The 13,695-nt window shown below is 70.6% G+C and carries 9 protein-coding genes; 2 read left to right on the top strand and 7 right to left on the bottom strand.

Annotation, left to right across the window (positions count from 1 at the left end):
- Both JHN63_RS06720 and JHN63_RS06715 read left to right on the top strand, forming a co-directional pair.
- The coding region (locus JHN63_RS06720; RefSeq protein ID WP_200677892.1) for a carboxypeptidase regulatory-like domain-containing protein at window positions 1-4,139 on the top strand (4,139 nt) is incomplete at its 5' end.
- 359 nt (window positions 4,140-4,498) lie between these two features.
- Window positions 4,499-4,936, top strand: a complete 438-nt coding sequence (locus tag JHN63_RS06715; RefSeq protein WP_307781834.1) for a hypothetical protein — start codon at window positions 4,499-4,501, stop codon at window positions 4,934-4,936.
- A 180-nt stretch (window positions 4,937-5,116) separates the two neighbouring features.
- Here JHN63_RS06715 and JHN63_RS06710 read toward each other — a convergent pair whose 3' ends face one another.
- The 7 genes from JHN63_RS06710 to JHN63_RS06680 all read right to left on the bottom strand — a co-directional run bounded on the left by JHN63_RS06710 (window position 5,117) and on the right by JHN63_RS06680 (window position 13,694).
- Window positions 5,117-7,579: a CaiB/BaiF CoA-transferase family protein gene (locus JHN63_RS06710; RefSeq protein ID WP_200677888.1), complete on the bottom strand. Its 2,463-nt coding sequence runs from the start codon at window positions 7,577-7,579 to the stop codon at window positions 5,117-5,119.
- A gap of 37 nt (window positions 7,580-7,616) precedes the next feature.
- Complete coding sequence (locus JHN63_RS06705) at window positions 7,617-8,471, bottom strand: SDR family oxidoreductase (protein ID WP_200677886.1); 855 nt, start codon at window positions 8,469-8,471, stop codon at window positions 7,617-7,619.
- 30 nt (window positions 8,472-8,501) lie between these two features.
- Complete coding sequence (locus JHN63_RS06700) at window positions 8,502-8,906, bottom strand: MaoC/PaaZ C-terminal domain-containing protein (RefSeq protein WP_200677884.1); 405 nt, start codon at window positions 8,904-8,906, stop codon at window positions 8,502-8,504.
- The gene (locus JHN63_RS06695; RefSeq protein WP_200677882.1) at window positions 8,903-9,325 is read right to left on the bottom strand and encodes a MaoC family dehydratase N-terminal domain-containing protein; all 423 of its coding nucleotides are present in this window, start codon (window positions 9,323-9,325) and stop codon (window positions 8,903-8,905) included. Before JHN63_RS06695 ends, JHN63_RS06700 begins: the two co-directional genes overlap by 4 nt.
- 61 nt (window positions 9,326-9,386) lie before the next feature.
- Window positions 9,387-10,064, bottom strand: a complete 678-nt coding sequence (locus JHN63_RS06690) for a PaaI family thioesterase (protein WP_200677880.1) — start codon at window positions 10,062-10,064, stop codon at window positions 9,387-9,389.
- 106 nt (window positions 10,065-10,170) lie between these two features.
- Window positions 10,171-10,902: an ABC transporter ATP-binding protein gene (locus tag JHN63_RS06685; protein ID WP_200677878.1), complete on the bottom strand. Its 732-nt coding sequence runs from the start codon at window positions 10,900-10,902 to the stop codon at window positions 10,171-10,173.
- Complete coding sequence (locus JHN63_RS06680; protein ID WP_200677877.1) at window positions 10,899-13,694, bottom strand: branched-chain amino acid ABC transporter permease/ATP-binding protein; 2,796 nt, start codon at window positions 13,692-13,694, stop codon at window positions 10,899-10,901. The genes JHN63_RS06685 and JHN63_RS06680 overlap by 4 nt, the downstream gene beginning before the upstream one ends.
- Between the last annotated feature and the right edge of the window lies 1 nt (window position 13,695).

The following is a 13,695-nucleotide window of genomic DNA, read 5'->3' as shown; positions in this document are numbered from 1 at the left end:
CCTCTTCGCCCACCCCCACCTCTTCGGCCGACGCCGGCTCCTCCAAGGCCTCCGACCTGCTCGACGCCGTGCCGCAGGACAACGTCCCGCAGAACTACGTCCCGGCCGGCTGCAACAACCCGAGCCTCAAGGACGGCGTGGCCCAGTGCTTCGCCGATGTGCGCACCGGCTCCGACCACATCGTCCGGCCGCAGGCGGTCGCGCCCCCGTCCACGGCGCTGGGCCCGGCCGACATCCAGGCCGCCTACAGCCTTCCCGCCGGGGGCGAGGGCAGGACGGTGGCGATCGTCGACGCGTACGGCAACTCCCACGCCGAGGCCGACCTTGCCGCGTACCGCGAGCACTACGGGCTGCCCGAGTGCACCACCGCCAACGGCTGCTTCCGCAAGGTCGATCAGGACGGTGGCACGGACTACCCCGCCGACGATGCGGGTTGGGCACTGGAGACCGCGCTCGACCTCGACGCGGTCTCCGCCGCCTGTCCGGCGTGCAACATCCTTCTCGTGCAGGGTGATTCGGCGAGCCTTGACGACCTGGGCACTGCGGTCGACACCGCCGTACGCCTGGGCGCCAAGTACGTCTCCAACTCCTACGGTCTGCCCAGCGAGAGCGCCTCCCAGACCGCGTACGACCACCACTACGACCATCCCGGTGTGGCCGTGGTCGCGTCCACCGGCGACACCGGCCATGTCCAGAACTGGCCCGCCACCAACCCCAATGTCGTGGCCGCAGGCGGCACCCGGCTGACCCGCGCCGCGGACACCGAGCGCGGCTGGACGGAGTCCGCCTGGACCTCCGGCGGATCGGGCTGCTCGCTGTACGAGGCCCAGCCCGCCTATCAGCGGGGGCTCACCACCGGCTGCGACACCCGGGCGACGGCCGACGTCTCCGCGGTCGCCGACCCCGCGACCGGCCTTGCCGTGTACGACACCCTGAGCAAGGACGGCTGGCTGCAGGTCGGCGGCACCAGCCTCTCCGCACCGCTGATCACGGCGATGTACGCGCTGGCGGGCACCCCCGTCGAGGGCACCTACCCGGTGACCTACCCGTACATCAACGCCTCCGGGCTGAACGACGTCACCGAAGGGTCCAACGACGGCTGCGGCACGGTGACTTGCACCGCCGGCCCCGGCTGGGACGGCCCCACCGGTCTCGGCACCCCCGTCGGAGTGTCCGCGCTGGCCTTCGGCGTCCACGGAACGCTGTCCGGGCGAGTCACCGACAGCGCGTCCGGCGCCCCGCTCGCCGGTGCTGCGCTGGCCATCTCCGAGGAATCGGCGGACGGTCGGGAGTACCGCGTCACCACCGACGCCGATGGCGCGTACGACCTCCCCGTCGCGGTGGGCAACTACCGGATCACCGCCACCGACTTCGGCTACCAGGAGAAGACCAGCTCCGGAGTGGGCGTCGCCGAGAACCAGAGCACCACCGCCGACCTGGCCCTGGTGAAACTCCCCACCCGCACGGTGTCCGGCACGGTCAAGGACGGCAGCGGGCACGGCTGGCCCCTGTACTCGAAGATCACCATCGACGGTTATCCGAACGGCGCGGTCTACACCGACCCCTACACCGGCAAGTACAGCGTGGAGCTTCCGGAGAAGACCACCTATGCCCTCCATGTGGCCCCGGTCTACCCCGGCTACCGGAGCACGGACCTGAGTGTCCCGGTGGGCATGGCCGACGTACGTACCAACGTCGCGCCGGGCGTGGACCTGACGGCCTGCGTCGCACCCGGCCACGCCTATCCGGCCGAGACCGGCTTCGAGGGCTGGACCGGCACCACGCCGGAGCACGGCTGGACCGTCGTCAATCACGGGACGGACGGCGCCGGCTGGGACTTCGCCGATAAAACGGTGTGGAACTTCACGGGCGGAACCGGGAACTGGGCCTCCGCGTCCCCCTACACCCGGGGCGGTGTCCCGGAGGACACCGAACTCGTCTCACCCACCTTCAGCCTGGCAGGCCAGACCTCACCCGTCCTCGGCTTCGACGCCGCCTACGCCCCCAGCAAGGACTCGGTGGCCAACGTCGACCTCAGCCTCGATTCGGGCGCGACGTGGACCACTGTGTGGCACCAGGACACGGCCGAGTACCTGGGCCACGCCGAGGTTTCCCTGCCCCAGGCGGCAAACGCGAAGCACGTGAAGGTGCGCTTCCACTACTCCGGCAGCGGCCTGTCGCTCTGGCAGCTCGACACCGTCACCGTCGGCTCCTGCGCCGCCGTGAGCGGAGGTATCGTCGCCGGAAAGGTCGTCGACGGCAACACGGGCGACGCCATCACGCCTGCCACCATCACCGACACCGCCGACCGCTACGCGACGGCGACCACCATCGCGACCCCCGACGACCTGGCGTTGGCCGACGGCTACTACTGGCTGTTCAGCGCCCCCGCCGGACGTCACACCTACCGGACGGCCTCCGCCCGCTACACCACCTCGACCGGCACCCTCACCACGCGGCCGGACAAGGTCAACCGGTTCGACCGCACGCTCAAGGCGGGCCGCCTGGCGGTGAGTTCGGGCAGCCTCTCCGTCAGTGAGACGCTGGGCGGATCAAGCAGCAAGAAGGTCACCTTCACCAACAAGGGGCAGGCGCCGCTGCACGTCAACCTCGGTGAGCAGAGCACCGGTTACACCTCACCGGCCGGCACCTCCACGACTACGTCGGACTCCTCGGCAGGCACACCGACGCTGCGCGTCAAGGGCAACTACTCACCCGGACCGATGAGTTCCACCTCCTCGGCCTCGAAGAGCCCGTCGACCGATCCGCCGGCCACGGCCGCGACCGGGCCCTGGACCGGCATCGCCGACTACCCCGAGCCCGTCATGGACAACGCGGTGGGCACGTACCAGGGCAAGGTCTACTCCGTCGCCGGAATCTCCGCGCTCTTCGGCGGGGAGTTCCTCAGCCGCGGCTATGTGCACGACCCGTCCACCGACGCCTGGACGCCCATCGCCGACCTCCCCGAGGCCCTGGAGTCACCCGGCGGAGCGTTCGTCAACGGGACCATGTACGTCGCCGGCGGCTGGAGCCAGGGCGGCGCCCGCGCCACGCTCTACGCCTACCACCCCATCACCGACACCTGGACCCGCCGTGCCGATCTGCCCCAGGCGGTCGGTATGCCGAACGTGACCGTCCTCGACGGCAGCCTGTACGTCATCGGAGGCTGCGGCGGATCCGGCTGTAACGACATGGTCAGCACCGTCTACCGCTACACCCCGGCCACGGACACCTGGACCCGCCTCGCCGACTACCCGTTCCGCATGATGCGCGCGGCCTGCGCGGGCATCACCGGCGAACTGGTCTGCGCCGGAGGCTTCTCGAACAGTGCCGCCAGGGGAGAGACCTACCGCTACAGCCCCTCCGCCGACACCTGGACCCGCGCTGCCGACATGCCCGACCCGCGCTGGGGCGCCGTAGCCGGCGGGAACGACGGCAAACTCCAGGCCGTCGGCGGCATCGCCGGACAGGACGCGGTCAACACCGTCGTCGAGTACGACCCGGTGTCCAACACCTGGTCCGACCTGCCCAACGCCTCCTCCACCGTCTTCCGGGCCGGTGGCGGCTGCGGGATCTACCGCGTCGGCGGCATGATCTCGCTCTCCGAGACCGTCTCCTCGGCCGAGGTCCTGCCCGGGCACGACCAGTGCGACGGCGACGACGTCACCTGGCTGTCGGCGGACAAGACCTCGTTCGACCTCGCCCCCGGCCGCTCCACCACGGTCACCGTTCGGACGGACGCCTCCGCCGTCGCCACGGCCGGCACCTACACCGCCCGGCTCACCTACAGCACCGACGCCCCCTACGCCGGAGCATCGGTCAAGGTCAGCCTGAAGGTCACGATCCCGCGGACCTGGGGACACCTCTCCGGCACGATCACCGACAAGCGCACGGGGACACCGCTCGCCGGAGCCACTGTCCTGATCTGCCCGGTGGCGCACTCCAGAACGACCGGCTGCGACCGCCTCGCGCACACCGTCCGCACCGACGCCGACGGCCGCTACGACCTCTGGCTGGACGCCCGCCAGGGCCCGCTGCGGATCACGGCCTCGGCCGTCGGCCATCGCCCGGCGTCCAAGGAGGTGACCCTGCTGCCGGGCCGCGCCACGACGGCCGACCTGTCCCTGACAGCGACCTGACCCCACGACACCGGCTCACGTCGCGCCCACCCGGACACCTCTGTCCGGGTGGGCGCGACGTCGTGGAGCGCTTCCCCTGCCGTCGGTCTGTTGCCTTTTCGCGATAGTCCGGGCCACGTCCGATCACATTGCGGGCCCAGTCTGAACCACCGCGGCCTCCTGAGGCCTGTTCCGGTGAGCAGGTCCTGGCGCCGTACACGTGTACTCGATCTTTGGGAGCAACCATGCGACGACTCGGAAGCACACTGACGGTTCTCATACTGGCGGGAGCGGGGATCGCGGGAACGGTGGGGACAGCACAGGCCGGCACCAGCGCGTCGGCAGTGTGTGAGACCGGGTGGGGGAGCCTTGAGAAGCAGGTGTCGCCGACGGAGGACTACAAGCCCCCGCTGGCGGACATCACTACCGGTCAGCACGAGTGCTTCGACCGCATGGTCCTCGATTTCAAGGGGTCGGCGGCCGGGCCGATCGGCTACCGCGTCAAGTACGTCGACAAGCTGACCACGCCCGGTTCGGGGGAGATCCCCGTCGACGGCGGGGCGATCCTCCAGATCTCCGTGGGCCCGAACTTCGACCCGTCGACCGGCTCGCCGTCCTACCCGGGACAACATGGGCAACCGCTGCCCGGAGTGGACATCACGGGCTACCGGACGTTCAAGGACACTCGCTACGTCGATGCCCCTGAGGACGCTGCGCTGATCGGCGTCGGCGTGCGTGCGCGGCTGCCGTTCCGGGTGACGCAGCTCGATGATCGCGTGATCATCGACGTCGCACACTCCTGGAACGCCGTCTCCTGACCCACGATCCGCGTCCGTGCCGCACGCCCTTCGGCGCTCGCGCCCGAGGGCGTGCGGCACGCCTGCCTGCCTCCCTGTGAGCGGGCTGCCCTCTCACCGAGCCACCTGGAAGCGGCAGTTGAAGCGGGCCCTGACCCGTGGGCAGAGCGGCCGTCTGCTTGCTGCGGGCGCGTCACATCATCACCGTACGACTCGTGCGTCGCGGAGAGCGGCGATGCGTACTTCGTCGTGACCCAGCGCGCGCAGCAGGGCGTCGGTGTGCTGGCCCACGGTGCAGCCCGCCTCCGGTTTCGTCGTCGAGCGGGAGAAGCGGTTGAGCGGTGCGAGCCTGCGGTGTGCGTCGAAGACGGGGCTGACCGCGTCGACCGCGTAGCCCGCGGTGTAGAACTCGTCGCCCTGCATGTGCCGTTCGGCCGGTTCCTGGGTCACGGCGACGCAGCCGACGTCCTTCGCCGTCAGGTCGGCCTCCCACTCGGCCTTCGTCCGGGTGGCGAAGATCTTGGTGAGTACGTCCGCGAGCGCGCCGTCGGCGGTGGCACGCGCCCGGCTCGTGGCGAACCGCTCGTCCGCGAGATCGCCGGGGTCGCCGAGGGCGGCTACCAGGGGAGCCCACTCCCTGTCTTTCGGCGCCGCGAGGAACAGCCAGCCGTCGGACGCGGGATACATCCGGTAGAGGGCACTGGTCCCCCGGAAGTCCGGGTCGACACCGGGGTGTTCGGGGCGCCCCTCGTAGCTGGTGTTGTGTGCGATCAGCGCCTGCGTGCTGGTGCCGAGCATTGTCGCGACGATGTCGGTCAGTTCGATCCCGCGCCGCTTCGCGTAGATCCCGAGGAGCAGGGCCGAGGCGACGCCGAGGGCCGCCATCCCGTCCGACTGGACCGCCGGGACCGTCCCGCCCGCGTACAACTTGCGCGCCTGGCCGAGCAGTTGGTCCCGTTCCTCCGCAGGGCGGCCCACCACCTGCGCGTCGGTCAGGGAGACCCCGGAGGCCGCGCCGATGGACGGCGCGTAGGCGGGCTTGGAACCGTACGGGCCGTCGATCCCGTAACCGGGAGCGTTGACGTAGACCAGATCCGGGTTGATCGACTTCAGCGAGGCCTCGTCCACACCGATCCGGGCCGCGACACCCGCCCGATAACACTGGAGCACCACGTCCACCCGCCCGACCAACTCCCCCAGGATCTCCAGGCCTTGGGGCGAGCGGAGGTCGACGGCGATGCTCTCCTTCCCTTGGAGCACCTTCGCGCCACCCGCCTCCGGGAACGCCATGATCGTGCGGATCAGATCACCGTCGAGCGGCTCGACCTTGATGACCCGCGCGCCGAGATCGGCGAGCAGGGTGGCGCCGTACGGACCGGCGTACATGGCACCGAGTTCGAGCACGGTCACGCCGGCGAGGGGTGGAGTGCAACGGCTCTGCTGGGCAACGGAGTTGGCGGGTTTCGCGCTGCGGGCGAAGGAGCGCAGCTCCCGGGTGTGCTCGCCGAGGCGGGGTGCGCGGCGGATTCTCGTGAGGGGACGGCCGGCCGCGTGGACCAGGGTCGAGGGCTGGCGCACCGGGCCGAGGTCGGGATCGTCCACCACCACCCGGCGTCCCTCGTGGGCGAGTTGGGGGTGGTCGAGCGCCTCGTCCGGCGTACGGAACTGCTCGCCGAAGACGTCCGGATTGCGGGCGAACGCCTCCTCCCACTCCTTCAGCGTCCGCTCCCCGACCTTCGAGATCATCTTGTTCCACCACTCGAAGCGCAGCTCGGGCGTCGGCAGCAGGGGAAAGCCGTCCCACTTCGGATCGGTGAGTTCGGCGCTCAGGTCCAGTTCGTCCAGCCAGGCCCGCATGAGCCGTGGCGCCGTCTGGGCGAACTGGAGCCACGTGCCGTCCGCCGTCGCGGCGATGAGCAGCGCGTACAGCAACTTGGTCTGGGGGCGGCCCTGTTGGTCGAAGGCGGCGCCCATCGGCTGGAACGCGTCCGGGAAACGGCCGAGGACCAGCTCGTAGAACCAGTTGTACGGGTCGTAGGCGCCGACGCCGGTCACCAGATCGGACTCCACGAGCTGGCCCAGGCCGCTCTCCTCCCGTTCGAGCAGTGCGGCGAGGATGCCGTGGACCGCTGCCTGTGCGGCGGCGAACGAGGCGTAAGGAGTGGTGACGTAGGCGGGGTCCGGGCCAGTGGTGAGCTGGTGCTTCGAGTGGAGGACACCGCTCTTGGCAAGGATCAGCGCCTCGTAGCCCTTCCGGTCGGACCAGGGGCTTTGGGTGCCCCAGCCGGTGATGAGCGCCGCGACCAGTCGCGGGTATCGGGCCGCCAACTCCTCGGCGGTGAAGCCGAGTCGGCGTGCGGCGGCCGGGCGCATCGTGGCGACGGCGACGTCCGCCCGCGCGAGCAGACCGTCCAGCGTCGCGCGATCCACGTCGTCGTGCAGGTCGAGAGTGATGCTGCGCTTGCCGCGCAGCAGGCCCGGCCAGCCGGGGTTCGCGCGGAGCCGGCTGCCCTCGGGCGGCTCGACGAGAATGACGTCCGCCCCCGCGTCCGCGAGGAACTGGGTGGCCTGGGCGCCGGGCAGAGTCGTCGAGAGATCGACGACGACGATGCCGTGGAGCGGGCCTTCGCCGAGGTCGTCGTCCTTGTCGATCCGGTCGGGCATGCTCGTCTCCCTTGGACGGTGCCGCTCCACGGCACGTTCAGTTGAACCGGGTCGTCGCGAGGATGCCGCCGTCGACCAGCAGATCGGTTCCGGTGATGTAGGAGGCCCGGTCGGACGCGAGGAACTCGATGGCGTCGGCGGTCTCGGTCATCGTGCCCTCGCGACCGAGGGGTGACCGGCGCAGCATGCCCAACTTGACCTCGCGGTGCGGGCCTTCGAACTCCAACGCGCCCATCGGGGTGGCGATCGGGCCCGGCGACATCGACACGATGCGGGCCCCCTTCGTCCCCCACTCCGCCGCACGCCTCCTGCACATGCGGAGCAACGCGAACTTGGTGAGCCGGTAGGCCTGGAGCGAGGTCTGCTCCGGCACCAGCTTCTCCAGGCGCTCGACGAAGTCCGGCACGAGCGGTTCGTCGAGTACGGCGGCGATCTCCGGGCCGGGTGGTTCGGCGAGGTGCCCGGCTGAGGAGGACACGAACACCGCGGCCGTGCCCGGTACCGCCCGCTCCAGGCTCATCCGCTCGACGAGCGTCGCCCCGACGAGGTTCACCTTCAGCAGGGTGTGCCAGTCACCCATCGACGGGGAGAGCGCCGCCACATGTGCGACCGTGCGCAACCGGCCCCGGGACGCGACCAGTTGACCGAGTTCCGCGACCGAGTCGGGGTCCGTGATGTCGCACCGGGTCACCACCGCGTCGATCCCGTCCGCGCGCAACGCGGCCTCCCGCGCCGGGTTCTTGCCGGCCGACAGGCTCGCCAGCACGAGCCGGTGGGACTGGCCCAGCCGACGCGCCGCCGACATGCCGATACCGCCACCGCCGATCACCAACGCGACGGGTAGATCGGGGCGTTCGCTCGTCCCGGTCCGCGACTCACCGTCAGACCGCATCCGTTGTCCCTTCTGGGTGCCGAGGGTCCATCACGTCAGCGCGAACTCGGCGGAACCGTCGACCACGAGCGCGCCGTCGTCCTTGCGCAACCGGATCGCGAGCTCCACTCGCCGCTCCTCGCCCTGCTCGAAGAGCCGGACGACCTCGGCCGAGGCGATGAGCCGGTCCCCGCGGTACACCACTTGCGTGAAGCGGGTGCGGAAGCGCCGCACGCTCTCCTCGCCGAAGTGGTCCGTGCAGTACGCGGCGAGCCAGCCCGCGCCGAGCATCCCCACGCTGAAAGCGGCGGGATACCCGGCGGAACGGGCGAGATCGTCGTCGTGGTGCATCGGGTTCAGGTCGCCGCTCGCGCCCTGGTAGCGCACGATGTCGGTCATCGTGACCGGCCCGAACACCCGTTCCGGAAGCCGGGCACCCGGGACGAGGCCGCTCACGACGCCTCCTTGCCCACATAGGCGGACGTGTACCGGCACTCGGCGCGCAGCAGTCCCTCGGCGTCGTGGAAGGACACCAGGAAACGGACCATCACCATCGGACCCCGCCTGCCCTGTGTGATCCGAACGTCCTGGAGGCGCTCGGAATTGTGCAGCGTTTCCCCCGCCCGAGGCACCGGACCGTGGAACACGTACTCCTGCTCCAGCGACAGCAGATTCCGTACGTCGGCCTCGATGCCGACCGACGCGCACGCCTCGGCGACCTCGGGTGCGCGGACCGTCTCGCCGATGGTGCTCCAGTGGACCACCGTGGCCAGGAAGGTCGGCGGGATCGGGGCGTTCGGGTCGTCGAGGTAGGCAGGACGGGCCGCCGCCGTCGCGGTGGCGTACTCCCGCACCTTGCCCCACTCGATCGGCATGACCGCCATCGTCCCTGCCCTTCTGCTTTCTAAGAAGTGTTCATTACCTTTTGCTTCCCGGTCAAGGCTGCCCGGGCTTGAGAACGATGAACAGTCCCTCCGCCTCCGCGCAGAGCACGCCGTCGTGACGGATCTCGGCGCGCAGGACGCGCTTGCGGCCCTCCTCGCTCACGAACCAGCCGTGCACGTCGAGTTGGGGCCCGATCGGGGTGATCGAGCGGTAGTCGGTGTGCAGATAGGCGGTACGGGCCCGGCTGCGGCCGCCCGAGCCGGACAGTCGGCCCAGGACCTCGTCGAAGAGCAGCGGTACGGCGCCGCCGTGGACCGCACCGTTGCCGCCGAGGAAGTACCGGCCGAAGCGGACCGTGCCCCGGACGCTGAACCGGTCGGCCTCGTGGACCCGCAGGGCCGGTGCCATCGTCTGGCCCCGGCCCGGCATGTCGTCCCGGTGCCCGAAGACCTGCTCACGCTCAGGAACGGCCGCGTCGGCGAGCCGCTCCGTCCAGGCGCCGAGGTCGTCCGACAGCGCGGCCATCGTGGCGGGGTCCAGTCGTGCGGCCGCGACATGGTCGAGGAAGCCGCGCAGGCGCGCGATCATCTCGCCGTATCCGTCTCCGGCCGAGCCGCCCGTGCCGTTAAGTCCAGCCGTCCGGGGCCACGGCTCGGCCTGCGGGGAACGCTCTGGCTCGGGGAGGTCCAGGCCGAGCGTCGGGTCGTCGTACGGGCTGCTGTTCCTCATGCTTCGCCCTTCGTTCGTGGGGTCTCCGTGTCGCGAGACCCGCGACGCTCCCTCCGTACCCGATCGACCTAATGAGTATCCCCATTACAGGGAATCGGGTGCGCGGTCACGAGACCGACTCCGATGCCCGCTCGCCGAGATAGGCGCGTTCCAACAGACCGGGGTCCGCCGCGAGTCGCGCGGCGGAGCCGGTCAACACCGTCTCGCCGTGCACCAGGACCACCGCCCGGTCCGCCACGTCGAGGGCCAGCCGGACGTGCTGCTCGACCAACACGACGGCTGTGCCGGTGTCTTCGGCGATCCGTCGGACGATCGGCAGCAACTCCTCGACGATCACCGGCGCCAGGCCCATGCTCAACTCGTCGACGAGCAGCACCCGAGGGTCCTGGATCAGCGCCCGGCCCAGGGCCAGCATCTGCTGCTCACCGCCGGAGAGCATCCCGGCCGCGACCTTCAGCCGCTTTCCCAGCGCCGGGAAGAAGTCGAGCACCTGGTCCAGGGTGCTGCCTCGACGCCGCCGGGCCAGGGTCAGGTTGTCCCGCACGGTGAGCTGGGTGAACAGGGACCGGTCGTCGGGCACCAGGACCAGTCCCCGCCGGGCCGCCTCACGCGCCCGGCCGCCACGGATCTCCCGTCCGTCGAGAGTGACCGACCCGCCCAGACGTGGCAGCAGACCGGCGAGGGTCATCAACAGGGTTGTCTTTCCTGCTCCGTTGGGCCCCAGCAGCGCCGTGACCTCGCCGGGCGGCAGCTTCAGGTCGAAGCCGCGCACCACCGGCCGTCCCTTGGCGTAGCCCGCGTCCACGCCCTCGCACGTCAGCAGTTCCTGCCCGGTCACTGGACGACCTCCCCGCGTACCTGGTCCGTATCGGCGTGCGTCGCACCGAGATAGGCGGTGGCGACCCGTGGATCGGCCTTGATCTCGGCGGGAGTTCCGTCCGCGATGACCTTTCCGATGTCCAGCACGACGATCCGGTCGCACACGTCGAGCACCAGCCCCATGTCGTGGTCGATGAGCAGGACCGTCACGCCGTCGGCCCGCACGGCCCGCAGCCGGTCGCCCAGCCATCGGCTCTCGGAGCTGTCCAGCCCGGCCGCGGGCTCGTCGAGCAGCAGCATCCGGGGGCGACCGGCCAGGGCCCGCGCGATGGACACCAACTGCCGTCTGCCCTGGGAGAGTTCACGCGCCGGCTGGGCGCGGAACCGGGTCAGGTGCAGCGTCTCGAACAGCCGGTTCCGCAGCTCAAGCCCCTGCATCGTGCCGACATGGTCGCCGCCGTGCCGGGCGGCCGCCTCGCCGACCAGGACGTTCTCCTCGACGCTGAGGTCCTCGTAGAGCTCGATGCCCTGGAAGGTGCGTCCGAGGCCCGCCCGGCCGCGTCGGTGCGGCTTCAGCGAGGAGATCGTCCGGCCGTCGAACTCGACCGTTCCCGTACTGCGGTTGTAGCCGCTGATCGCGTCGAGGAGGGTGGTCTTCCCGGCGCCGTTGGGGCCGATCACGCCCACGATCTCGCCCGAGCGCACGGTGAAGGAGACCGCGTCGACGGCCACCACACCGCCGTAGCGCACCCCGACCTCGCGGACAGAGAGGACCACTTCGCCCGGCTCGGGGACCGGTGGTCGGGAGGACACCGTCCCGGTGAGCACGTCGGTGTCCTGCTCGTCGGCGGAGTCGTCGGAGCCGGCGGTGGCCGGGCGGCGCAAACGCCTTAGCCGGGCCGTCAGTTCGTGGGCCGGGCCGACGACGCCTTCGGGGTTCGTGATCACGGTGAGGACGAGACCGATGCCCATGATGACGTCGTACCACTCGCCGATGGACAGGGCCCGGTCCAGGAGGACGGGCAGCAGGCCGCCGGCTCCCATCACCCCGGCGACAACGCCGCCGGACAGGGAGGTGATGCCGGCCAGGTAGGCGGTCGCGAACAGGCCGAGACCGCCGATCGCGGTGAACATCTCGGCGTCGGCGACGGTCTGTTGATAGCCCAGCAGGGCGCCGCCGAGCCCGGCGATGAACGCCCCGATCGCGAAGGCGACGATCTTCGTACGGGCGACGTCGATGCCCGCCGCCGCGGCCGACCGCTCGTTGGCGCGCACGGCGAGCATCGCGGCGCCGAGCCGACTGCGGCGCAGCCAGGCCACGCCCAGGCCGACCAGCAGCAGCACCACGAGACACAGCAGCGCGAACGGGATCCGCGGGTAGTCCTCACCGGCCCCGATGCCCAGGTCGATCCCGAACAGGTGGGGCGTGGGCACCTTCGAGCCGCCCAGGCCGCCGTTCAACTCGGTGTTGCGGAACCAGAACGCCTCCAACGCCACCGCCAGCGCGACCGTCACCACCGCCGCCGGCAGCCCGCGGATCCGCAGTGCGGGCAACCCGATCACGACGCCGATCACCATCGCCGCCAAGGCCGCCAGCAGCGGAGCGAACGGAAAGGGGATACCCCATTCGACGCTGAGCCTGCTCAGGCTGAACGCGCCGACGCCGGCCAGGGTCAGTTGCGCCAGCGAGATCTGCCCGGCGAACCCGGTGACGACCACCAGCGACAGCGAGATCACCGCCAGGGTCAGCGAGGTGATCACCGCCGCGCGGATGCTTCCGGTGGTCGCGAAGAGCACGACGACACCCAGGACCGTACTCACCAGGGCCGGGACCAGGATGCTGTCGGGCCGTGGTGCCCGGCCCAACGCCTGCTGGATCAGCGAGCCGCGCGTGGGCAGCGGTCGGCCGCGGACCACCAGATAGGCCAGGATGACGGCCAGCGGCACGAGTTGGGCCAGACCGGTCTGCGGCAGCCATGACCATTTCCCTTGCAGGAACTGGAGTTCCGACTGCAGCATCCCGATGACCAGGCCCGCTCCCACGGCCGGGATCAAGGCCGTGAAGTTGCCGACCAGCGCCGCCGCCAGGGCCGGCACGATGAACAGCGTGTAGGAGACCGGGACGAGCGGCACGATGGGCGCGATGAGGATGCCGGACAGGCCGGCGATGGCCGAGCTGAGCGCCCAGTTCGCCACCGCGATCCGCTCCGGCGACAGCCCGCTGACCAGCGCGCCCTTCTCCGACTCCGCGGCGGCCCGGGCCGTAAGACCGAAGCGGGTGAGCCGGAACAGCAGCGCCAGGAGGACGGTCAGCACGACGATCACCGCCGCGAACCACAGTCGGTCGCCGGGGATGAGCGAACCGCCCCAGGACACCGGGTCGTTGGGCAGGATCGCCTTGACCGACACCGCCCCCGTGCCCACCGCCGCGGCGAGCACGGCCTGGATCACCAGCATCACCCCGATCGAGGCGACGGCCTTCGCCACCGGCGGCGCGGTGCGCAGCGGCCGGAAGACCAGCCCGTACAGCGCGACCCCCAACAGGGCAGTGAGGACAAGGGAGATGACCACCGCCGGGAAGAGCCCGAGCGGGCCGCCGAGGTCGACCTTCTTCGGTACGCCCGGCAGCGGCACCAGCAACTCGCCCTGGCGCAGGAACGCGTAGGTGTACGCGCTGTACAACGCGATCGCCCCGGTGGCGAAGTTCACCACCCCGGAACTGCGGAAGGTGAGCACGAGGGCCAGCGCGAGCGCGCCGAACACCGCACCGCTTCCCAGCCCCAGCAACAGAAACACGACGTACTGGCTCATC

Source organism: Streptomyces sp. MBT65 (genome assembly GCF_016612545.1).
Classification (GTDB): domain Bacteria; phylum Actinomycetota; class Actinomycetes; order Streptomycetales; family Streptomycetaceae; genus Streptomyces.
This window is presented reverse-complemented; position numbering and strand designations above follow the sequence as displayed.